16 protein-coding genes are annotated in these 21,237 nt (G+C 72.3%); 7 read left to right on the top strand and 9 right to left on the bottom strand.

The features are described from left to right. Positions 1 to 255: 255 nt before the first annotated feature. Complete coding sequence (locus WMF28_RS37040; RefSeq protein ID WP_437598257.1) at positions 256 to 966, bottom strand: caleosin family protein; 711 nt, start codon at positions 964 to 966, stop codon at positions 256 to 258. 289 nt (positions 967 to 1,255) lie between these two features. Here WMF28_RS37040 and WMF28_RS37035 point away from each other — a divergent pair, with 289 nt between their 5' ends. Both WMF28_RS37035 and WMF28_RS37030 read left to right on the top strand, forming a co-directional pair. Continuing rightward, entirely contained in the window at positions 1,256 to 1,810 is a 555-nt protein-coding gene (locus WMF28_RS37035; RefSeq protein ID WP_437598256.1) for a hypothetical protein, read from the top strand. A 116-nt stretch (positions 1,811 to 1,926) separates the two neighbouring features. Beyond that, positions 1,927 to 2,244: a hypothetical protein gene (locus WMF28_RS37030; protein ID WP_437598255.1), complete on the top strand. Its 318-nt coding sequence runs from the start codon at positions 1,927 to 1,929 to the stop codon at positions 2,242 to 2,244. Between the two features lie 54 nt (positions 2,245 to 2,298). Here WMF28_RS37030 and WMF28_RS37025 read toward each other — a convergent pair whose 3' ends face one another. Further along, complete coding sequence (locus WMF28_RS37025; RefSeq protein ID WP_437598254.1) at positions 2,299 to 3,696, bottom strand: cytochrome-c peroxidase; 1,398 nt, start codon at positions 3,694 to 3,696, stop codon at positions 2,299 to 2,301. 372 nt (positions 3,697 to 4,068) lie between these two features. On the opposite strand from WMF28_RS37025, the gene WMF28_RS37020 reads away from it, so the two are divergent. Together WMF28_RS37020 and WMF28_RS37015 are read left to right on the top strand one after the other, a co-directional pair. Further along, the gene (locus WMF28_RS37020) at positions 4,069 to 6,837 is read left to right on the top strand and encodes a serine/threonine-protein kinase (RefSeq protein ID WP_437598253.1); all 2,769 of its coding nucleotides are present in this window, start codon (positions 4,069 to 4,071) and stop codon (positions 6,835 to 6,837) included. Positions 6,838 to 6,998: 161 nt separating this feature from the next. Continuing rightward, on the top strand, positions 6,999 to 8,687 hold the full coding sequence (locus WMF28_RS37015; RefSeq protein WP_437598252.1) for a PEGA domain-containing protein: 1,689 nt from the start codon (positions 6,999 to 7,001) through the stop codon (positions 8,685 to 8,687). 19 nt (positions 8,688 to 8,706) lie between these two features. Here WMF28_RS37015 and WMF28_RS37010 read toward each other — a convergent pair whose 3' ends face one another. After that, entirely contained in the window at positions 8,707 to 9,201 is a 495-nt protein-coding gene (locus WMF28_RS37010) for an FHA domain-containing protein (RefSeq protein ID WP_437604349.1), read from the bottom strand. Between the two features lie 358 nt (positions 9,202 to 9,559). On the opposite strand from WMF28_RS37010, the gene WMF28_RS37005 reads away from it, so the two are divergent. Then, positions 9,560 to 11,506 carry a ribonuclease R family protein gene (locus WMF28_RS37005; protein WP_437598251.1) on the top strand — a complete coding sequence of 649 codons (1,947 nt, stop codon included), beginning with the start codon at positions 9,560 to 9,562 and terminating at the stop codon, positions 11,504 to 11,506. A gap of 84 nt (positions 11,507 to 11,590) precedes the next feature. On the opposite strand, the gene WMF28_RS37000 is transcribed toward WMF28_RS37005, so the two are convergent. From WMF28_RS37000 to WMF28_RS36985, 4 genes are all read right to left on the bottom strand, one after another. Continuing rightward, the gene (locus tag WMF28_RS37000; protein WP_437598250.1) at positions 11,591 to 13,477 is read right to left on the bottom strand and encodes a hypothetical protein; all 1,887 of its coding nucleotides are present in this window, start codon (positions 13,475 to 13,477) and stop codon (positions 11,591 to 11,593) included. Between the two features lie 17 nt (positions 13,478 to 13,494). Beyond that, a complete protein-coding gene (locus WMF28_RS36995) occupies positions 13,495 to 15,552 on the bottom strand; it encodes a protein kinase domain-containing protein (RefSeq protein WP_437598249.1) in 2,058 nt (685 codons plus the stop codon). Positions 15,553 to 15,660: 108 nt separating this feature from the next. Beyond that, positions 15,661 to 17,052, bottom strand: a complete 1,392-nt coding sequence (locus WMF28_RS36990; protein WP_437598247.1) for an ABC1 kinase family protein — start codon at positions 17,050 to 17,052, stop codon at positions 15,661 to 15,663. A 43-nt stretch (positions 17,053 to 17,095) separates the two neighbouring features. After that, the gene (locus tag WMF28_RS36985) at positions 17,096 to 17,449 is read right to left on the bottom strand and encodes a DUF3634 family protein (protein ID WP_437598246.1); all 354 of its coding nucleotides are present in this window, start codon (positions 17,447 to 17,449) and stop codon (positions 17,096 to 17,098) included. 160 nt (positions 17,450 to 17,609) lie between these two features. On the opposite strand from WMF28_RS36985, the gene nadA reads away from it, so the two are divergent. Continuing rightward, entirely contained in the window at positions 17,610 to 18,569 is a 960-nt protein-coding gene (gene nadA, locus WMF28_RS36980; protein WP_437598244.1) for a quinolinate synthase NadA, read from the top strand. 19 nt (positions 18,570 to 18,588) lie between these two features. Here the strand turns inward: nadA and WMF28_RS36975 are convergent, their stop codons facing one another. After that, positions 18,589 to 19,194 (bottom strand): hypothetical protein, encoded by a 606-nt coding sequence (locus WMF28_RS36975; protein WP_437598243.1) that lies wholly within the window; start codon positions 19,192 to 19,194, stop codon positions 18,589 to 18,591. Continuing rightward, complete coding sequence (locus WMF28_RS36970) at positions 19,191 to 20,024, bottom strand: hypothetical protein (RefSeq protein WP_437598242.1); 834 nt, start codon at positions 20,022 to 20,024, stop codon at positions 19,191 to 19,193. Before WMF28_RS36970 ends, WMF28_RS36975 begins: the two co-directional genes overlap by 4 nt. Positions 20,025 to 20,177: 153 nt before the next feature. Here WMF28_RS36970 and WMF28_RS36965 point away from each other — a divergent pair, with 153 nt between their 5' ends. Next, positions 20,178 to 20,723 (top strand): DUF4920 domain-containing protein, encoded by a 546-nt coding sequence (locus WMF28_RS36965; RefSeq protein WP_437598240.1) that lies wholly within the window; start codon positions 20,178 to 20,180, stop codon positions 20,721 to 20,723. The last annotated feature ends 514 nt before the right edge of the window (positions 20,724 to 21,237 follow it).

Here is a 21,237-nt window from a genome sequence, read left to right as displayed (position 1 = left end):
GAGCGCGCAGATGTGGCTCGGATAGTGGTTCACGATTGAAATCGATCGCGACCGACGGCTTGAGGACGATGTCGAGGGCGCAAGGCAAGGCGGCAGCCGTGGAGAACGCGAAGGTCGCGAGATAACACGGGATTTTGCCCGAGATGCGCTTCTCGGCGGCGGCTGCGAGCGCTGTCACGTGCGCTCACGTTCTGTTGTGTCGATCCAGGACGTCAAGTGTCCTGGTCGGGGTGAAGGCTCCGCCGATTCCGTGGATCACGCCGCGGCGCTCTTGCTGCTTCGGGCGGCCCGCCCCTCTCGCTCGAGCTCGTAGAAGAGCGTCCCGTCGTACATCCGGCGCAGCTGCTCGCGCGTCAGCTTCCCCCCTTTGCCGGCGAGCGCGTAGAGCACCGACCACTCGCCTGCTGACGCCAGGAACCCGAGCACATCGCCCAGGTCGCGATCTCCCAGCGCGCGCGCCACGAGCTCGCGGGCGTTCAGGGCGCCGTCGCGGTCCTTGTCCCAGCGCGCGAACAGCTCGTCGAACTTCTGCGGGTCGAACCTGCCGTCCTTGTCGTAGACGTCTGTGTCGCTCGCGTGCTTCGCTCGGTGGATGTTCTCGAGGGTGATCGAGAGCGTGGGAACGAACGATCGGGACGTCGCGGGCCCGAGCGCCCCGTTGATGGCGAGCGCGAACCACGCGGAGATCACCCGCCCGATCCCGAGCGCGCGCAGCCCCTCGTAGGTCTCGCGGAGCGTGATGACCCCATCATGGTTCCTGTCGAAGAAGGCCGAGTGCAACTCGAGCGCCGTCCTGTCGCCGAGCGCCGCCGGCTGCGTGCCGTACACGTCCCGGGTCGCCGACGCCGACACGAACCGCTCCGGCCCCCGCCCCTCGCCGTGGGGCGGCGGGCTCGCGTCCGCCGAGGGCGACCCCGATAGCTGCGTTGGTTCGAAGGTCCTCAGCCTGCCGTTTCGCTCGTCCATGGTGCTCCTCTCCCGCGTTTGCGCGACCTGGCCGCGTCCATCCTGGCCCGGGTGCGAAAGCACGACGCGGGCCGACGCGGTGCGGAACGGGGCGGCGCGGCGCAATCTGCTGCGCCCGCGTGGCCGGATCGCCGACGTGTGAGACAAATTGCCTCGCTGGGTGGCCGACGATCACAGAGTGACCGCGGGGGCGCTGCTGAGCCGGCGCGTCTGCGACGGCTTGGAGCACGGAGCGCGGTCCGGCCCTGGGCACGATCTTGCTTGGTGCGTCGCGACGAGGTGGAACGACATGGCTACACTCTCGACGTCTGCATGGGTATTACATGAGCTCGGTCTCGCCGCGGGGTTCGGCGGCCCTCTCTTCGGCCGGCTGGCGTTGCACCAGGCGGTCAAGGATATCCATTCCGAGGCGGAGCGCGGCAAGGTGCTCGCCGACGCCTGGCAGCGATACAACCTCGTCAACGCGATCTCGCTCGGCACCGCCGCGGCCACCTGGTTTATCGGGCGGACGATGATCTCGGGGCGGTCGATCGACGAGGAGACCCGCAATCTTGTGCGCTTGAAGGACGTCCTGCTCGGCGCGACGCTCGCGACGAGCCTCGTCAACATGGTGAGCGGACGTCAGATGAGCGAGCAGGCGCCCGGCCACGCCGTGCCGGTCCGGGACGGCGACACGCCGTCGCCGCGCACGCCCGCGAAGGCCGCGGGGCTGCAGCAGCTCCTCAATGTCATGGGGCCGCTCAACATCGCCCTCACGGCGGGGGTGATCGGCGTGACCACGATCCTCGCCATGAAGTCCGGCCGCTCGGCGAAGTGGAGCTTCATCTCCCGGCTCCTGCCCTGAGCCGCGCCCTCTCCGGGGAGGGCGCCGCGGCCCCCGGCGCTGCCGCGGCGGCGGGGACACTCCCCCCGAGCCCGCGCGGGCCGCGCGCCGCGTCGCGCTCATGGTACGATGGCCCGATGAAGGTGATGACCAGCATCGCGCTCGTCGGGCTCGCCCTCGCCGCCCTGAGCTGCAGCGACGGCCACGGCGAGGAGGGGTGCCCTGAGCTCTGCGAGCGGGCGGTGGAGTGCCCGGGCGCGCCCATGACCGAGGACGCCTGTCTGGACGCCTGCGGCGCCGAGACGGAGGCGGCCGAGGAGGCCGCCTGCGAGGACGCGTGGGAGTCCTACCTCGAGTGCCGCAACCACGCCGACGACAACTGCATTCCGGAGAATTACAACGAAGAGTGCAGCATCCAGCTGGAGTCGTTGAACAGCTGCCTGGCTCGCCGCTGAGGGGAGCCTCCCGCGAGCTGGAGGGCCCGGTGAGCACCGGCTACCCAGCCGCGGCTACTGGAAGTGGTGGACCGCATGCCCGCTCGGGACCTCGTCCGGGATGAGCGCCTCGAGGCGCTTCGGGGTCGCGCGCGGGTCGAGCAGCGCCTCCCCGACGAAGGCGCAGAGCCAGCCGATCTCCTCCTCGGTGAGCTCGATCGGCTCCTGCAGCAGCGGGTCGACGGCGGCGAGGACCGGGGCGAGCGGGCCCATGTCGCCCCGCAGGTCCGGAGCGAGGTGAGCATTCGTGTACTCGGTGGCCGACTCGTAGACGTCGAGGTGGTGGCGGATGGCGCCCTCGAGCGACGTGAACGAGCCGTTGTGGAAGAACGTGGGCTGAAGGGCGACGTTGCGCAGCGGCGACGTCCTGAACTTGTACCGATCGGCCGGGTCGCCCGTGACCTGCTCCAGGCCGAAGTCCTCATCGGCGTTCGGGCCGTCGAAGATCACGTTCGAGAGCGCCGGGTCGTCGGTCGGCGCGATCTGCGGCACGCCGATGGCGTGCTGCTGGAAGTCGCTGAACATCTCGTTCGACGGCCCTGACACGGCGTGGCAGCGGACGCACCCTGCCTCGCCGAAGAAGAGCAGCGCGCCGCGCTTCTGCTCCAGCGTCATCGCCTTCCGGCGGCCGCGGGCGAACCTGTCGATGGGTGCGTCGGCGAACGTGAGCGACAGCTCGAACTCGGCGATGGCGGCCGCGATCATCTCGTAGGTGATGGGCTCTCCTCGCTTCACCGCGTTGAACTGCTTGCCGAACCGGCGGCGGTAGGCCTTCACCTCGTTCACGCGCGCCGCGACCTCCTCGCGCACGACATCGTGCGACGTCGGCGCCTGGTACCCGGTCATCTCGGTGATCTCGGTCGGCGGGATGAACGCCTGCGCCGTGAGCAGGTGCGACAAGGACGAGAGCGACATCCCCTCCGGCGAGGTGAACGAGAACCCCTCGCTGTTGTCGAAGGGGTCGCCGGACACGGCGAAGAACCGCGAGTTCCACATCAGGGTGGGATAGAAGGCCGTGTTGATGACCGACGGCGCGCGGCGCTGGTTGCGGGGCCCCGCGCGGCCCGGCCCGACGACGCCGTTGCTCTCGATGCCGATCGAGATCGACTGCGTGTCGGCGAAGCCCGCTGTCGGCGAGTGGCACCCTGAGCACGAGTTGTCCTCGTTCAGGCCGAGGATGCTGTCGTAGAACAGCTCACGCCCGAGCCTCGCCAGCTTCTTGTCGAGCTTCCGCCCGAGCCGCGACTCCAGCGTCGACTCGATCTCTCCGGTGAAGCCGTGTCGGGCGAGCGTCTCCGCGAGCTGCTCATCGACGGGAGAGCCCTTGGCGCGCGCCGGGCGCGCGAGGAGGAGCGTGACGACGAGACATGCCGCCAGGGCGGCGAGCGCCCGCCGGATCCATCGCAGGGTCATGGTGCCTCCAGCTCCCCTGGCGGGGGAGGCGCACATCGCTGTGCGTCGGTGAGATCAACCAGTCCTGCCCAGGGCCTGACCGAGCGGCGGTGAATCCGATGATGGGAATCTAATGTTGCGAGTCGGTGGACGGCAAGAACAATCTTCCGTGATTCAACAGGCTTACTGCGTGTCCGAGGGTCTGGTCACCGCGCTATCTGCGGTTGTCGTGCCTACATTCGGCGGCGACGCTGCGGCGCGGCGCGGCCTGGCGTCGTTGTAGGTGCGTGGCCGGCGCTCCGCGTCGGTGCGGCGGCCTGGCGCAGCGCGCCTCCGAGGTCGCCTGAGACTCATGCTTTGTGGGGAGCGATGGGCCGTCGTATGCTTGACGCTATGGGCCGGACAGCAACTCTGGCGGATCCGACGGCGCTCGTGGGGGGCGCGCTCACCGGCGGATATCGGATCGTCCGCGTCCTCTCCGCGCAGGGGTTCGGTGTCGTGTTCGAGGCCCGGAGCTCCTCTGGCCGCCGCGTCGCGCTGAAGGTCCTGCGGCCCGAGGTCGTCACCGAGGACACGCTGTCGCGGCTCAGCCGCGAGGCGAGCGTCACGGCGAAGCTCGACAACGCCCACGTCGTCCCGATCGCCGACGCCGGGCACGACCTCGAGCGAGATCTCGCCTACCTCGTGATGCCGCTGCTCGACGGCACCGACGTCGCCGCCCTCCTCGCCGAGACGGGGCCGCTCGCGCCCGAGGTCGCGGTGCGGATCGCGCTCCAGGCCGCCGCGGGGCTCTCGGCGGTCCACGCCGCGGGCCTCGTCTACCGCGACGTTCGCCCGCCGCGCCTCTTCCTGGAGCACCTCCCGAGCGGCGAGATCCTTGTCCGCGTCTTCGGCTTCGGGCTCTCGAAGGGCTACGACACGGCCACCTCCGACCCGGGCAAGGCGAGGAGCTCCGGTCGCCCGCGCGACGAATCGGGGCCGCGGGATCGCGCCGCGGACGTCCGGGGCGACGTCTTCGGCCTGGCGGCGACGCTCTACGAGATGCTCTGCGGCGTCTCGCCGTGGGCCGAGCTCGACGTCACGCCGGACACCGCCGACTTCGGCCCGGCGGACTCGGGGGCGGACGCGCCGCCGCCGACGCTCGCGCAGCTCCCGTCGATCCAGGACCGCGCCCCGTGGATCGAGGCGCGCCTCGCGACCGCGCTCTCGCTCGCGCTGCACAGCGACGTGGACCGGCGCTACCCGTCGATCGAGGCGTTCGCCGAGGCGCTGCGCGCTGCCTCCGGCGGCGAGGAGGGGATCACGATCGACATGCTGAGGCCGCTCGATCCCGAGCTGCGCGACGCGATCGCCGAGCGCGCCGGCGCCGAGACCGATCCGCTCGTCGGCCGCCAGCTCGGCGGCCGGTACGCGGTGCGCCGCCTGATCGGGCGCGGCGGGATGGGCGCCGTCTACGAGGCGGAGTCGCCCGAGGGGCGGCGGGTCGCGGCCAAGGTCATCTTCAAGAGCGCCGTCGGGCAGGACGACCACGCCGTGCGCCGCTTCATCCGCGAGGCGCGGGCGGTGACCGCGAACCAGAGCCCGCACGTGGTCAAGACGTTCGAGCTCGGGACGGATCTCACGCTCGCCACCCCGTTCATCATCATGGAGCTCTTGCACGGGGTCGACCTCGCCAAGCTCCTCAGGATGCGCGGGCCGCTCGAGCCGGCGCCGGTCGTGCGCGTGTTCATCCAGGCGGCGCGCGGGCTCGCGGCGGCGCACGCCGCGGGGGTCGTGCACCGGGACATCAAGCCGGCGAACCTCTTCCTGCACGCGCCGTTCGACGGCGCGACCTACCGGGCGCCGAGCTCGATCGCGCCGCCGCCGTCCACCCAGCGCGCCCCGCTCTCGGCGGCGTCGCCGCCGTCCACCCAGCGCGCCCCGCTCTCGGCGGCGTCGCCGCCGTCCGGCCAGCGTCGGTCCGGCTCGATCCGCCCGCCGTCCTCCACCCGCCGCTCGTCCGGCTCGATCCGCCCGCCGTCCTCGAGCGATCGCCGTCTCGTGGTCAAGGTCTGCGATTTCGGCATCGCGAAGCGCACCGGCGACGGCGTCTCGCACGAGCTCACGCGCGCCGGCGGCGTGCTCGGGTCGCCGATCTACATGTCGCCCGAGCAAGCGAAGATGGCGAGGGACGTCGATCGCCGCTCCGACATCTGGAGCCTCTGCGTCTCGCTCTACCAGGCGCTCTGCGGGAGCTGCCCCTGGGATCCGAACGCCTCGCTCGCCGAGCTCCTGCTCTCGATCTGCACCGAGCGCGTGCCGCCGCTGGCCGCGGCCGCGCCGTGGCTCGATCCGGCCCTCGCCGCCGTCGTGCACCGCGGCCTCCTGCGCGATCCCGGGGAGCGCTGGCAGAGCATGGAGGAGCTGATCGTCGCGCTCGAGCTGCACGCGGAGGGCACCGACATCGTCACGCTGGACCAGCTGCGTGGCATCGACGCGGAGCGGCGCGCCGGCGCGACCCCGGTGGCCGCGCTGCGCCGCGAGTCGAGGCTCGCCCGCTCCGTCGAGGGGGAGGAGCGCTCGATCGGCGGCAGCTCCTTCACGGCGGCGCAGGCGCCCGCGGGCGCCGCGCGGAGGCGCTTCGTCGGGGCGGCGGTCACGGCGGTCGCCCTCGCCGCGATCGGCGGCGGCTTCGCCCTGCGCGCCTCGACGGGGGGCGAGGGGCGCGCGCCGGTCGCCGCGCAGGGCGAGCCCGCCGCGCCCGCGCCCGCGCCCGCGCCTGCGCCCGCGCCGACACCTGCGTCGTTCACCGCGGCCGTGACGCTCCCGAAGGAGGCGACGGTGCGGGTCAACGGCGCGGCGCGCCCGGTGAGCGATGGCCGGCTCGACCTGACCGGCAAGGCCGGCGACACGTTCGAGCTCGAGGTGAGCCGCGACGGCGCGACCACGAGGGAGACGGTGTTCATGCTGAGCGACGGCCGGCTCCGCCCCGATCGCATCGAGCTCCAGCCGCTCGCGCCGGCCTCTGCCTCGGCCTCGGTCCCTGAGGCGGCCCCGCGCCGCGACCGGACGCGCCGCGCGCCACGCAACGCCTCCCCGCCGGTCGGTGTCGCCTCGTCCTCCACGGGGGCGCCCGTGGCCCCGCCGGCCCCGACCGCGGTGATGCCGGTCGACCGGTGGTGATCCGGACGCCCGCCCCTCGCGCCACGCGGCGCTCCTTCGCGGTGTGCGCGCTCGCCGCGGCGCTCGCGGCGCCTGCGTCTCCGGCCCTCGCGCAGCCCGAGCCGGCAACGCCCTCCGCGCCGCCCGCGCCTTCCGCGCCTTCCGCGCCGCCTGAGCCCTCCGTGTCTGACGACGAGACGCTCGCCCGGGCCAAGGCGCTCTTTCAGGAGGGCAACGAGCTGCGCAAGATCGGCGACTGCCAGCGTGCGCTCGAGCTCTATGTGAGATCGCGCCAGCTTGTCGCGTCGGTGCCCAACACCCTCAACGCCGCGTTCTGCCTCGATCAGCTCGGGCGTTACGACGAGGCGCTCGAGCTCTACGAGGCGTTGCTCACGGAGCTCCGCGCGGAGCTCGGCGAGCCGGAGCGCAAGGGCGTCGCGTCCACGATCGCCGGGCTGCGGGGGCGGATCGGCAGCGTCCTCGTCTCGTCGAATGTCGATGGCCTGGTGCTCATCGACGGGAGGTCGCGCGGCCAGCTCCCCGTCTCCGGCCCGATCCGGCTGCTCCCCGGCGGCCACACCCTCCGCGTCGTCAAGGATGGCTGGCGCACGTTCGAGACGATCCTGACCGTCCGGGTCGCCGAGACCACCTCGGTGGACGCGAGGCTCGATCCGCTCGCCGACACGGGCCGGCTGAAGGTCGAGGACGAGCGGCTCGTCGGCGCGGATCTCATCATCGACGGCGCGCTGATCGGGCAGCTGCCGTGGGAGGGAGCGCTCGCGCCCGGCCCGCATTTCTATTCGGTGCGCCGGGGCAACCTCGGCTCCGCGCCGCGCGAGGCGAACGTCGTCGCGGGGCAGCTCGCCGTCGCCACGGTCGAGGCGGGTCCGCTCGGCGACGAGGTCCACGTCGTCGTCCAGCCGCTGAGCGCGGATCTGGCCATCAACGGCGTCCCGGTCGGCAAGGGGCAGTGGCGGGGGGCGCTGCCGCTCGGGCGCCACACCTTCGAGGCGCACGAGCCGGGCTATTTCGCGCGCACGCTCCGCACGACCGTCGACCGGACGACCAGGGGCGATATCGTCCTGCCGCTCGCCATCGACGAGGGCCACCCGCGCTGGGGGCGGAGGGTCGGTGTCTTCCGGCTGGAGACGGTCGGCGGCTATGCCTTCGCCCCGTCGCTCGAGAGCGACGCCGAGCTGAGCTGCGGCAGCTACCGCTGCTCCAACGTCTCGCGCCCTTCCGGCGTCCTCGCCGGCCTGCGCGGCAGCTACGAGTTCCCGACCGGCGCCGCCATCGAGCTCACGGCCGGATACCTGAGCCTCCACACGACGCTCGCGCGCTCGCTCGACGCGACGTACGCCGCGCCGGACGGGAGCATGGACCGGCTCCCCATCCGGTACACCTTCCAGGACGACATCGAGCTGGCCGGCGTGACCGTGATGGTCGGCGGCAGTTACCATTACGGGCTGTCTTCCTGGTTCGACGTCGGCGGAGCGCTCGGGCTCGGCGTGGTGCTGGCCGAGATGAGCGACGAGGTGACCGGCACGGCGTCCGACGCGCGGAGGACCGTCCGCGTGGCCGTGTACAACGCGGGCAGAGCCGTCCGCTCCGCCGCCCCGTTCGCGATGCCGGAGCTCCGGCTCCGGCTGAAGCTCGGGCGGCTCACCGCCAGCGCGGGCCTCGGTGTCGGCTTCTTCCTCGTCGACGGCCCGCCCCTCGAGACGGGCAACACTTACGTGGTCGACGCCGAATGTAACGAGACGGACCCGACGGTCGACTGCGCGCCGGGCAAGAAGGTCGTGTTCGAGGAGCTGGCCCACGGCACGTTCACGATGTTCTTTCCGAACATCGCCGCGGGATACCGCTTCTGAGCGCCGCCGCGCGCGGCGCTCAGCGGCTCGCCTGGTCCCGCGCGAGGCGCGCCTGCTCGCGCACGAGGTCGAAGAGGCGCGACGCGTCGAGCAGCGAGGCCGTGAGCCGGCCGAACTGGATCACATCGCCCACCGCGACCTCCTGCGGCTCGTTCTCGGAGAGCAGCGCGCCGTTCACGCGGGTACCGTTCTGTGAGCCGTTGTCGATGAGCACGAGCTGCCCCTGCGCATCCAGCCGCCGGAAGTGCGCGTGCAGCTTCGACACCGACGGGTGGCGCAGCACCACGTCGCAATTGCGCGTGCGGCCCACCGAGATCTGATCGGGATAGGGATTGCCCTTCGCCTTGACGACCTCGAACACCTCGCTGCTCGGACCGGGCGGAAGCGGCGGCTTCCGGTGCGCCGCCGGCGAGGCGGCGACGGTCCGGAAGGCAAATGGCTGGCTGTCCGGACCCGCCTCGGACACCACGAGGAGCAGGCTCGTCACCCTGCGGACGAAGCGGTCCCGAGGCATCACACGCGCAAGCTCGATGATGTCCCCTGATTCTTCCACGATCTGCCGAGTATAAGCCGAACCCGAGGAACGGAATGTTGGTGGCCCCACTTTGCTGCCGCGAATCACCCACATCTCCGCAGCGTGGATCTCGCGGTGACCGAGCCAGGGCACATCGCGTCTCCGCGGCGCGGCGCGGAGCTCCGTGAGCCCGAGTCGGTGCTCCGATGTGTGCGCATCGCGGTGCCCTGGGATCGCGCCTCCTCTGATTACCGCTGCGCGGTAATTCGTGAGCATCGAGCACCGGTGAGGCGGCCGCGACGGCTCGCCGGACAGACTGCGCTCGAAAACGCCGGAACCTGGCGTACCTTCCGCGCCCATGCACGCACTGGTTCGTGGACGCATCTCGGTCAACCCACGCGGCTTCGGGTTCCTGAACATCGAGGCCTCTCCGGAGAAGGGCGGTGCGCCGGGCAAGCCGGGCGGGGCTGCCCTGGCCCCGGCGACCGCCTTCATCACGCCGCCCGATCTGAACCCGTTCCTCGACGGCGACGTCGTGGACGCGGTGGTCGTGGAGGCGGAGCCCGGTCGCTACGGCGCGTCGCAGCTCGCGCTCGTCCATCGCGATCGCGCCGAGCTCTTCGGGACGGTCGTCTCGCACGCGAAGCGGCCGCACCTCCGGGTTGATCGCCTCGTCTCCAACACGGACTGGCCGTTCAAGCCGGGCACCGCCGACGACCTCGCCGAGGGCACGTCGGTGGTCGCCCTCATCGAGGGCGCGGCGGTCGTCCCGGCGCGGGTCGTCGCGCCGGGCGCCGATCTCGGCATCGAGCGCTGCCTCGCCCGCAACGGCGTGCGCGCCGTGTTCCCGGGCGAGGTCGTCGAGGCGTCGCGCGCGGCGGTCGCGGCGACGTCGGTCGAGCGTGAGCTCGCGCGCGGCCGCCGCGATCTGCGCGATCTCGTCACGGTCACGATCGACGCACCCGTCACCACGGACATCGACGACGCCGTCTCCGTGCTGCCGGCAGGGCCCGACGGGGCGCTCCGCGTCTTCGTCTCGATCGCCGACGTGGACGCGTTCGTCCCGGAGGGCTCGCCGCTCGATCTCGAGGCCCGCGCCCGGGGCACGAGCGTCTACCTGGCTGGCCGCGTCATCCCGATGCTCCCCGACGCGATCTCCAGCGAGGGAGCGAGCCTGCTCCCGGGGATCGATCGGCTCGCGGTCACGATCGAGCTGCGCGTCGATCCCGAGGGCGGCGTCACCTCGATCGACCTTCACGAGAGCGTGATCCGCTCGCACGCTCGCCTCTCGTACGATGCCGTCGAGGAGTTCCTGACGACGGGCCGCTCCGCCGTCATCCCCGAGGCGGCCCGCCCGGTCGTGCGCTGGCTCCGCACCGCGGCCGCGCGGCTGTCGACGGTGCGCGGGGCGCGCGGCGGGGTCGAGCTCGACCGCGAGGAGGCCTATGTGACGCTCGACGCCGAGACGCGCGAGCCGACCGGCGTCTCGCCGCGCGCCGACACGGGCGCGCACCGCCTCATCGAGCGGCTGATGGTGGCGGCGAACGAGGCCGTGGCCAGCTGGCTCGTGGCGCGCGGGCTCCCCTGCGTCTTTCGCGTCCACGACGAGCCCACCGAGGAGCGCGTCCGGACGCTCGAGCACTTCGCGCACAACTTCGGCGTGGAGGCCGGGTTCGGCCCGCGCCTGAGCCCCTTCGGCCTCGCGGCGTTCGAGGCGCAGTTCCGGGGCTCGGAGCTCGCGCCCGCCATCCGCACCGTGCTCGGCAAGGCGCTCGGCCCCGCGCGCTACACGGCCGCCCCGGGCCTGCATTTCGGCCTGGGCGCCCCGCTGTACCTGCACTTCACCTCGCCGATCCGCCGCTATGCCGACCTCGCGGTGCATCGCGTGGTCAAGCGCTACCTCCAGGGTCACCGCGATCCGCGCGCGGACTCCGAGGCGCTCGCGTCGCTCGCCCACCACCTGAACGCGCGGGCGCGCAGCGCCGGCAAGGCCGAGACCGAGCGGCACCGCATGCTCGTGGCGCGTCTGTTCGCCACCCGGATCGGCGAGGAGATCGAGGGCAACATCGTGTCCATCAAGCCGTTCGGTCTCGTCGTCCAGATGCTCGAGTCCGGCGCGACGGGCACGATCGCGCTGGAGGCGCTGCCGGACGGCCCTTATCGGCTCGACGTCGCCGCCCAGGCGCTGATCGGCGCGACCCGTCGCTACGGCATCGGCGAGCCGATCCGCGCGGCCATCGCGTCGACGAACGAGGAGCTCGGGCGCGTCGACCTCGTCCCTGCGGGCGCTCGCGGCGCCGCGTGACCTGGGCCGCGGCGCGCACCCGCGGCGGCTACGGCGACGGGCTCGCGGCGAACGCGCCGGTGCCGCGGCGCGCACCCGCGGCGGCTACGGCGACAGGCTCGCGGCGAACGCGTCGGTGCCGTTCGCCTCGTGCTCGCCGAGGCCGAAGTCGATCCTCCCCTCGGCCGTACCGCAGAGCACGATGGTGCCGGTCCCGGGCGAGATGGCCGCCGCGTTCGCCTTCTGGTTGCCGGCGGCGCCGAGCATCTTCCCCCAGACGGTCTTGCCCTGCGGGTCGAGCTTCGCGATGAAGGCGTCGAAGCCGCCGCCGTTCGGCAGCGCCTCGTCGCCGAGGGCGATCACGCCCTGCGCCGCGCCGGTCACCACCGCGTTGCCCTCTGCGTCCGCGACGACCGCCGTGCTCTCCTGCGAGCCATCACCGACGAACGACCGCGCCCACACAGGCGTGCCGCTCGGGTCGAGCGACACGACGAACGCTGTCGGCGCGCCGTTGGCACGAATCCGGTTTGCAGCGCCGAAGTCGAGCTCGCCCGAGTACGTCCCCGTCACGAGCACCGCGCCGGACGGGGTGGTGGCGATCCCGGTGCCTGCCTGCGAGGCCGTGTCCCCGTAGTCCGAGAGCCAGACGCCGAGCCCACCGCTGTCGAGCTTGAGGACGAACAGGTTCGGCCCGAGCCCGGTGTTTCTCACTTGCCGGGCCCCGACGGCCAGCGTGCCGTTGTACCGGCCGGTGATGAACACGCTGCCCTCGGCATCGACGGCCACGCTGGTGGCGAACTGGTTCGAGGTGTCTCCGTAGATCTTGGTCCACAGGACGGCCCCGAGCGGATCGTACTTCCGCACGAAGATATCGGTGCCGCCTTGGCTGTCGACGCAGACCGGGACGGGCCCCGTCGAGCAGAGCAGCGACCCGCTGAAGTAGCCGGCGATCACGATGTTCCCGGCGCTGTCCACCGCGATGGAGCGCAGCGTCTGATCCGCGCTGTTTCCGATCTGGCGTGCCCAGCCGGGGGTGCCGTCTCCGCCCAGCGTGGCCACGAAGCTGTCGAGCGCGTTGACGCTGCGCAACGTCGCGCTGCCGAACGTGAAGGATCCGTAGAACGTCCCGCCGAACACGAGGTTGCCGTCGGGCGTCACCGCGAGCGCGTTGAGCGTCTCGGCGCCGCTGCCGCCGAACCTCGCGCTCCAGCGGTGGGCTCCGGTCGCGTCGAAGCTCGCGACGTACACGTCGGCGGTGCCGATGGCCACCAGGGTCTCACCGCCCAGGTTGAGGGTCCCCGAGAAGGTGCCGCCGATATAGATGTTCCCGTGCGCGTCGACGCCGACGCTCGTCGCGCTCTGGATGTTCGAATCGCCGTAGAGGGCGGACCAGAGCGGCGCGCTGCAGGCGAAGCCGTCGCAGTCCTCGTCGGTGTCGTCCGCGCACGTCTCGCTCGCCGGGGTGACCTGGCCCTCGCACGGCCGCCACGACGTCCCCGAGATGTCGCACATTCGCAGCCCCGCCGCGCAGAGCCCGACGCCGTTCGTCCCCTCGGGGCCGCTGTAACAGGTCTCGATCTGGCCCGGGGTGCACACGCACTCCGCGTCGGGCTCGTTCGTCTCGCCGTCGCAGTCGTCGTCCAGGGTGGTGCTGCAGTCCTCCGGCCTCGGGACCACGGCGCCCTCGCACTCGCCGAAGCTCTGGCCGTCCGGCTGGCACCTCTGCACCCCCGCCGCGCACACGCCGACGCCCTCGGTGTCCGCCGGGCCGGGATAGCAAGGCTGCTCCTCGCCGACGCTGCAGAACGGCGCGCCTCCGGTGCCACCGCCGCCTCCGGTGCCACCGCCGCCACCGCCGCCGCCACCGCCACCGGGCCCCGGGTTGAATGGCGCCGGCTCCGAGCACGCGCCCGCGAGCACGAGCGCAGACCCGACGAGCATCGATCGAGCGCGCAGGGTTGTCCTCGTGACCATCAGGGGGCGGAGCTCCATGTTCGGCGGTTCTGACTTCAATCCTGATGTGATTTTCTCGTCTTGCGCTTTTTTTTGGGCAAATCGATGATGATGGTGTTGACGGGCGGCGGCGCGCTCGCCGAGGCTTTCGGTGGGTTCGGGCGTATCGTCTCCGGCTCACCCGGGTCGCGCGGCGGCTCGTCGGTGCTCTCGGAGGGGGACAGCTGGGTCGGCCCGGCGCTTGCGCTCTGCGCTGGCAGCAGATCGTGGCGAACCGCGTCGCTCTGGGGTTCGTCGCGGAGCGCCACCCACACCGCGACCACGCTCGCGATCACGAGGGCCACGCCGCCGATCGCGAGCAGGATCATGAGCGTCAACGGCTGCTTCGGCTGCGCGCGGCGCGGCGCCCAGCCGGCAGCCGACGGCTCGCCGTAGGGGGCGCTGGCGGCGTGCGGCGACGAGGGTGCGGCGTAGGACGAGCCGCTGTTGTGCAGGGGCGCGCCGGTGTTGTGGAGCGAGGCGGGCGCGCCGTGCGGCACGCTGGCGGCGTGCGGCGCGGCGGGCGCGCCGTAGGACGCGCCGGTGTTGTGGAGCGAGGCGGGCGCGCCGTAGGACGCGCCGGTGTTGTGGAGCGAGGCGGGCGCGCCGTAGGACGCGCCGGTGTTGTGGAGCGAGGCGGGCGCGCCGTAGGGCGCGCCGGTGTTGTGGAGCGAGGCGGGCGCGCCGTAGGACGCGCCGGTGTTGTGGAGCGAGGCGGGCGCGCCGTAGGACGCGCCGGTGTTGTGGAGCGAGGCGGGCGCGCCGTAGGACGCGCCGGTGTTGTGGAGCGAGGCGGGCGCGCTGTGGGGCATGCTGGCGCCGTGATGTGAGGCGGGCGGGCCGTGCATTCCGGCGTGGCCTGCTTCCGTGCTGTGCAGGGACGACGGCGGTCCGTTCGGCGCTCCGGGGCCGGCCTGCGCCATGCTCGGGTGGCTTCCGTGCGCCTGGGCGGCATCCATGACGCTCCCGCCCCGGGCCCCGGGCGCCGCCATCGTGGGGGCCTCCCACGCGGTCGCTCCGCCGGAGCCGGACTCCGGTCCGAGCGCGGGCGCCGAGCCCCTCTCGCTCCACCTCGCGCCCGAGGGGGCCGCCGCCCGCGGCGGCGGCTCGGCCGCCTCCATCGAGGCGGCAGCCGCCGCGAGCATCGGCGAGACCTGCGGCGCGCCCGCCGACGGCGAGTCCCCCGCCGCGAGGCGCGCCGACGCGAACGGCGGCGGCTCTCCGCGCAGGAGCGCGCGCATGTCCGCCTGCATCGTGCGGGCGTCCGGGTAGCGCCGGTCGCGATCGAAGGCGAGCGCCCTGTCCACGAGGGCGCACAGCCCCGGCGGCGTCTCCGGCGCGACGCTCGCGAGCGGCGGCGCCGCCATGGTCGCCATCTTCACGAGCAGCTCGGACTCCGTGCGCGCCTCGTGGATGCGCCGCTTCGCGATCAGCCGGAACATCGTCGCGCCGGCGGCGAAGAGGTCCGCCCGGTGGTCGACCGAGATGCCGCGCACCTGCTCCGGGGCCATGTACGACACGGTCCCGAGCGTCGCGCCCGTCCGGGTCCGCATCGCCGTCTTCACGCCGTCGCGCATGCGGGCGATGCCGAAGTCGAGCACCTTGAGGCGCCCGGTCCGCTCGACGAACAGGTTGTCGAGCTTGATGTCGCGGTGGATGATCCCCTGATCGTGCGCCTCTCCGAGCACGTCGAGCAGCTCGTCCATCAGGCGCAGCATCTCGCCCGTCTCGACGTGGCCGAGCCGCTGGAGCCGGTCGGCGAGCGACTCGCCGTCGAGGAGCTCCATCACGAGGAACGGCGCGCCGTCCTCGGCCATGTCGATGTCGCGGATCTCGACCACGCCGGGGTGGCGGAAGCGATTGACCGCCTGGGCCTCCCGCTCGAACCGGGCGCGCAGGTCCTTCGAGCGCGCGACCTCGGGGTGGAGGATCTTGATCGCCTCGCGCCGCCCGATCTTGTGGGTCGCGGCATAGACGGCGGCCATCCCGCCGATCCCGAGGAGGCGATCGATCGTCCATTTGCCCCGCAGGGTCGTCCCCACGCGCCTCTCGCAGGTCGCCCTCTCGTCGTCCATGCCCCGATCGAATGTCACAGCGCGCGGGATCAAGGTCAAGGTGAGAGCCGCGGCGAGGGCGACATCGTCTTGCTTCCCCGTGCCGACGAGCCTGCCAGCGTCCCCGGCTCAATCGGGGATCGGGTACACCCCGTCGCGCACCCAGGGATCGATGGTCGGCCGGAACGCCGCCTCGGTCCGGAGCCCCGCCAGCACGGACGCGAGCCCCCACTGCAGCCGATTCACGAACGTGAAGTCCTGCGGCATCTTCGGCACGTGGGGGATGGTGGGCATCTTCTCTCCCTCCTTGAAGGCGAGCCCCCGGATGCCGCGGGTCAGGTACGCCACGGTCTCGCGCGCCTTCTCCGGGGAGCACTTCCATGTCCCTTGCGCGCACAGCGGGACCATGAGCTCCATCGTGTAGCTCCGGTAGAGATCCCAGCTCTCGTCGTTCGGGTCGTAGCCGAGCACCTCCACGCAGGCGCGGTCGAACTCCTTCCAGTCCGCGTCCATGGCGGCGCGCATGTAGCGCTTCATGCCCTCCACGAGGTCGGGCGGGAGCTGCTTCACGCAGCCGAAATCGAGGATCGCGACCCGGCCGTCCTCGTGGAATCGGTAGTTGCCGGGGTGCGGATCGGCGTAGAGCCAGCCGTACCGGAGCATCGAGCGAAAGGTGAAGCGCCAGATGGAGAGGCCCGCGCGGTTCTTCGCCTCCTGGCTGCCGCGCTCGCAGAACTCGGCGTAGCTCATGCCGTCGACGAACTCGAGCGTGATGACCCGTCTCGTCGTGAGGCTGTGGTGGATCCGGGGGATGTAGATGTCCTCGTCCCCGGCGTTCATGCGGCGGAACAGGTCCGCCATCTCGGCCTCGCGGGCGTAGTCGAGCTCGGACAGGAAGACCTTGCGGAGCTCGTCGACGGTCTGCCGGGCGTGCAGCTTCTTGGCGATGGGCGCCATCATCGCCTCGAGCATCGAGACGCTCTTCAGGTCGTTCTCGATGGCCCTGTCCATGCCGGGGTACTGCACCTTGACGGCGACCCGGTCCCCCGTCTTCGTCGTGGCCCGGTGCACCTGTCCGATGCTCGCCGCGGCGAACGGCTCGCGCTCCCACGCCGCGAACACCTCGTGCGGCGGGGTGCCGAGCTCCTGGAGCACCATCTGCTCCGCGGCCTCGGGCGACAGGGGCGGCGCCTTGTCGAGCAGCTTCTTCAGCGTGGCCTGGAACTTCTCCTCGTACCCCGGCGGCGCGAGCCCGTCGATGTAGCTCGCCATCTGGCCGAATTTGAGCGGCAGGCCCTTCATCTCGCCGAGCGTCTTCAGCATCGCCTCGGCGGTCTTCTTCACCTCCCGGGTCATCTTCCGCCGCGCCTCGGCCTCCTCCTCCTCGGTCCGCGTCGCGCCGAGGGCGCGCCGCGCGCCCTCGATGGCGAACGGGATGGTGCGGGGCGCGAGGCCGGCGAGGCGCGCGAGGCGCCCCAGCTTGGAGGTCGGCGGTTTGTCTCTGGGCTTGTCGTCGGCCATGCGGGACTGACTCGTTAGGGTAGCGTGGGTCGGCGCGGAGAGGTCAGGCGCCGACGCGGCGCTTCGGGGCCGCGCGGATCTTCGGAACCGGCCAGAGGGAGACGGTGTTCCTCAGCTGCTGAGCCTGCTCCGGGGAGATGTCCCCTTGCACATGGACCCGGGCCCGCCGGTCCTCGACCACCACCCGCACCGCGCCCCGCCCGACCGGCGCAGCGCGGAGGACGTCCGTGATGTCGTCGAGCAGGCGTTGCGGCAGCCGGCCGCGGAGCAGCCGGACGTTACGCCCCTCGACGCGCACGTAAAAGAGCTCATTCGCGCGGAGGAGGGCCACGATGAGCGGCACGACGACGGCGAGCAGGGCGAGGGGGATCAGGAAGGACATGAGGGGGCCGCCCACGACGAGCGCGCCTCCCCCCAGAGGCTCACCGCGGGCCAGGATCGTGAACCGGTGCCGGCCGTTGTCAACGCTGGACGCGGCGGGCTCCGGGGCGCCTGCGAGCGCGGCCCGGACCGCGGGGCCTGGTCAGCGCGGCGCGCGGTGCCTACCCTAGGACCCCATGACGAGCGCCGCGCCCCAGCCTGCCGCCATCGATCCGCGCCTGGATCTGCACGACGAGATCAGCCGCCTGAAGCGGGAGAGGAACGCCGTCCTCCTGGCCCACTACTACCAGGATGGAGAGATCCAGGATCTCGCGGACTTCCTCGGCGACTCGTTGCAGCTGGCCCAGCAGGCCAAGAAGACCACCGCGGACGTCATCCTGTTCGCCGGCGTGCATTTCATGGCCGAGACGGCGAAGATCCTGAACCCGGAGCGCATCGTCGTGGTGCCCGACATGCAGGCTGGCTGCTCGCTCGCCGACGGCTGCCCCGCCGACCGCTTCCGCGCGTGGCGCGCCCGGTACCCCGGCGCGGTCGCGATCTCCTACATCAACTGCTCCGCCGAGGTGAAGGCGGAGAGCGACTACATCTGCACGTCGTCGAACGCCGAGAAGATCGTCCGCGCGATCCCCGAGGGGCAGGAGATCCTCTTTGCGCCCGACAAGAACCTCGGGCGCTGGCTCGTGGAGAGGACGGGCCGCCCGATGCGCCTGTGGCAGGGCAGCTGCGTCGTGCACGAGACGTTCAGCCTGCGCAAGATCATCGGGCTGCGCGAGCGCCACCCGGACGCGAAGCTCATCGCGCACCCCGAGTGCGAGGAGCCGATCCTGCGGATGGCCGACTACATCGGCTCGACGACCGCGCTGCTCAAGTACACGATCGCGGACGACGCCACGAAGTACATCGTCGCGACGGAGAGCGGCATCGTGCACCAGATGCGCAAGGCGTCGCCGCAGAAGGAGTTCATCGAGGGGCCGCCCGAGGGCAACTGCGCCTGCAACGAGTGCCCCTTCATGCGGCTCAACACGCTCGAGAAGATCTATCTCGCGCTGCGCGACCTCGCCCCGCGCCTCGAGATGGCGCCCGAGCTGCGCGAGCGCGCGCGCGTCCCGATCGATCGCATGCTGGCCCTCAGCTGAGCTCGCCTGGCGACGCGGCTCACCGCCCCGGGCACGCGTGGCGGTGCAGGGTGCAGATATTGGTCCGCTCGCACGTCGTCGACAGCGTGAGGTCGCGGCAGGGGCGCCCCTTCTCGTGCGGCCGCTCCCGGGTCGCGCGGACAGGGTGGGCGCGCGGCTCGTGGGCCACGGCGCAGTCGTGGTCCCCCTCGCACGGCACGGGCAGCACGCGGAGCCGCGCGCACGCGCCCGCGTCGCAGTAGCAGACGATCCCCTGATCCGTGACGGGCGGCTGCCGGTTCAGCCGGGGATCGGCGCCGCAGCGCTCGCTCGCGGGATCGTAACCGCAGTCCGCGTCGCCCGCGCAGGCGGCCGGGAATGGCCGCTCCCGCGGCTGCGCTGCGGCGGCGTCTTTCCTGGAACCCGCCGGCTCGTCGCCCTGGCCTCGGGCCGGGGCATCGCCCTGGCCTCCCGCGTGCGATGTCCCGCCGGCGCCGTGCTGCGAGCGCGCCGACGACGCCGTGAGAGCGGGCGATCGCGGCGGCGCTGGCGGGCGTCCCCTCGGAGCCGACCCGCCGCACGCCGTGGCCGCCAGAGCGACCGCGGCGGTGAGGACCACCCGCCTGCCGCGCGCGCGGGTGATCACAGCACCAGGGACAGGCCGAGGGTCTGCGTGAACGAGCCTCGAACCTGCGGCAGCGCGCCGATGGTGCGCCGCAGCCCCAGGCCGTCGATGGCCCGGCCTTCCCGCGTGGCGTCGCCGCCCCGGCCGAGCACGAAGGCCCCCGAGGTCTCCAGCTCGATCGTGAGCCAGTCGCGGATGAGGTCGAACGACACCCCGAGCCCCAGCGGGACGGCGACATACGAGGCCCCGCGCTCGCGGATGGTGAACTCGCCCCCCGGGTCGGAGACGCGCATGCGGCCGAAGTCGAACCGGTCGTAGCCGATGCCGACCGACGCCCATGCGCGGGCGCGCTCGCCGAGCGACAGCGTCGGCGCGAGGCGCGCGCCGAGCGCGAGGGCGCGCACCCCGGGCGCGCCGTCCTCGCGCGGCTCTGCCGTGATGGCGCCGGGCTGCCCCAGCGCGCCTTGCTGCAGGGCGAGCTCGTGCCGGGAAAGCACGACGAAGGCGGAGAAGCGCAGGAGCTCGAGGATTTCCCAGCGCGCGTGGATGCCGAGGCCGATCGCGGGCTCCAGGCGGACGCGCGTCAGACGGCCCGCGTCGTCGCGCGTCCCGAGCCAGCTGACGAAGGCCGCGTCCGCGCCGATCTCGATGTGCCGGTCCCACGGCAAGCGCGGTGGCGGGGACGCGGGCGGCAGCGGCGGCCGCGGCGGTTTCGCGGGCTCCTCGGCGCCAGCGGCGCCCTGGGCGGGCGCGGCGGCTGTCGGCTCCTCGGCGCGCGCGGTCGCGGCGCAGGCGAGCGCGACCGCGCCCGCTGCCATGCCTCGTCCCACGAGGGCGCGAGCGGTTCGCATGCCCGCCCTTGTAGCAGGCTTTGGCGGCGGCCGAGCCCCGAGCTGTGCTCGCGCGACCCGCCCGCTGCCGCCGGGCTGCGGGCGCGCTCGGCCCCGGCGTCGTTCCCCTCGGGCGGGTGGCAGGGGCCCGCCCTGTCGGGCAAACTCGTGCGCATGCGTGCAAAGCACATCGCCTCCCTGTCTGTCCTGATCTTCGCGCAGCTCGGCTGTTCCGCCGATCGCAAGCCCGACAGCGAGTCGGCACCCGGGGCTGCGCCTGCTCCTGCCGCCGAGGGCCCCTCGCCGATGCAGGCGTCGGCGTCCGGGATCGCGCCGCTCGAGAAGAAGCAGTTCGGCGCGCCCATCACGGAGACCTCCACCACGCCGCTGCCGGCGCTCCTCCAGGACCCGAGCAAATTCAGCGGCAAGACCGTCCGGACCGAGGGGGTCGTCTCGGCCGTGTGCAAGTCGATGGGCTGCTGGATGGAAATCGCCGACGAGTCCGGCAGCGCCCACATCAAGATGGCGGGGCACAGCTTCTTCGTCCCGAAGGACGCCGCCGGCCACCGGGCGGTCGTCCAGGGCAACCTGGTCGCCGCCGAGGCCGAGGAGGGCGCCGCGTGCGGCGCGAAGGACAACTGCCGGGGCGAGGCGGAGAAGCAGACGGGGCGGATCGCGAAGGTCGAGCTCGAGGCGACCGGCGTGCAGTTCCTGGACTGACGGCGCGGGCGAGCGCGGCTGCTCGGCGCCGAGCTCCGGCCGCCCGGCCGAGCTCGCTGAAATCGCAGCAGAAACGGGCTCTCGAGGGGACCCTCCGGAGAGGTCGGTCGCTGCCTCAAAAAAAGTGCTTGCGCATCTCGGCGGGGAGACGTAGAAAGCGCGCCCTGTTCGGGACACGCTGCTTCGGCGGCGGCCCGGCGGGAAAGCTTCGGGAGAGCGGCTCGTCATGCGAGCCGAGCGACCGGAGCTGTCCGTCACCCCGCCACCGGCGATTTTTGCCAGGCGGGCAGTTTCAGCGAAGCGACGCTTCAAAGAAACTTCGATGACGGGTTGACTAAGGACGGAAGTGGTAGCATATACCGCCCCGTTCTCCCGAAGGAAGCCGGTAGCGAATACCGGACGCCGAACGGGCTCGGTCCTTGAAAACTGGGTTGTATGCCTACGAAGTGACGTGGGTCCCAAAGGCGAGCGTAAGCTCGACCTCGCACGTCAAAAATGACGAGCAAATCAGGCG

Origin of the sequence: Sorangium sp. So ce590, from assembly GCF_051521365.1 — a bacterium.
Classification (GTDB): Bacteria; Myxococcota_A; Polyangia; order Polyangiales; family Polyangiaceae; genus Sorangium.
Note: the sequence above shows the minus strand (reverse complement) of the source record. Positions and strands in the feature narration are given on the sequence as shown.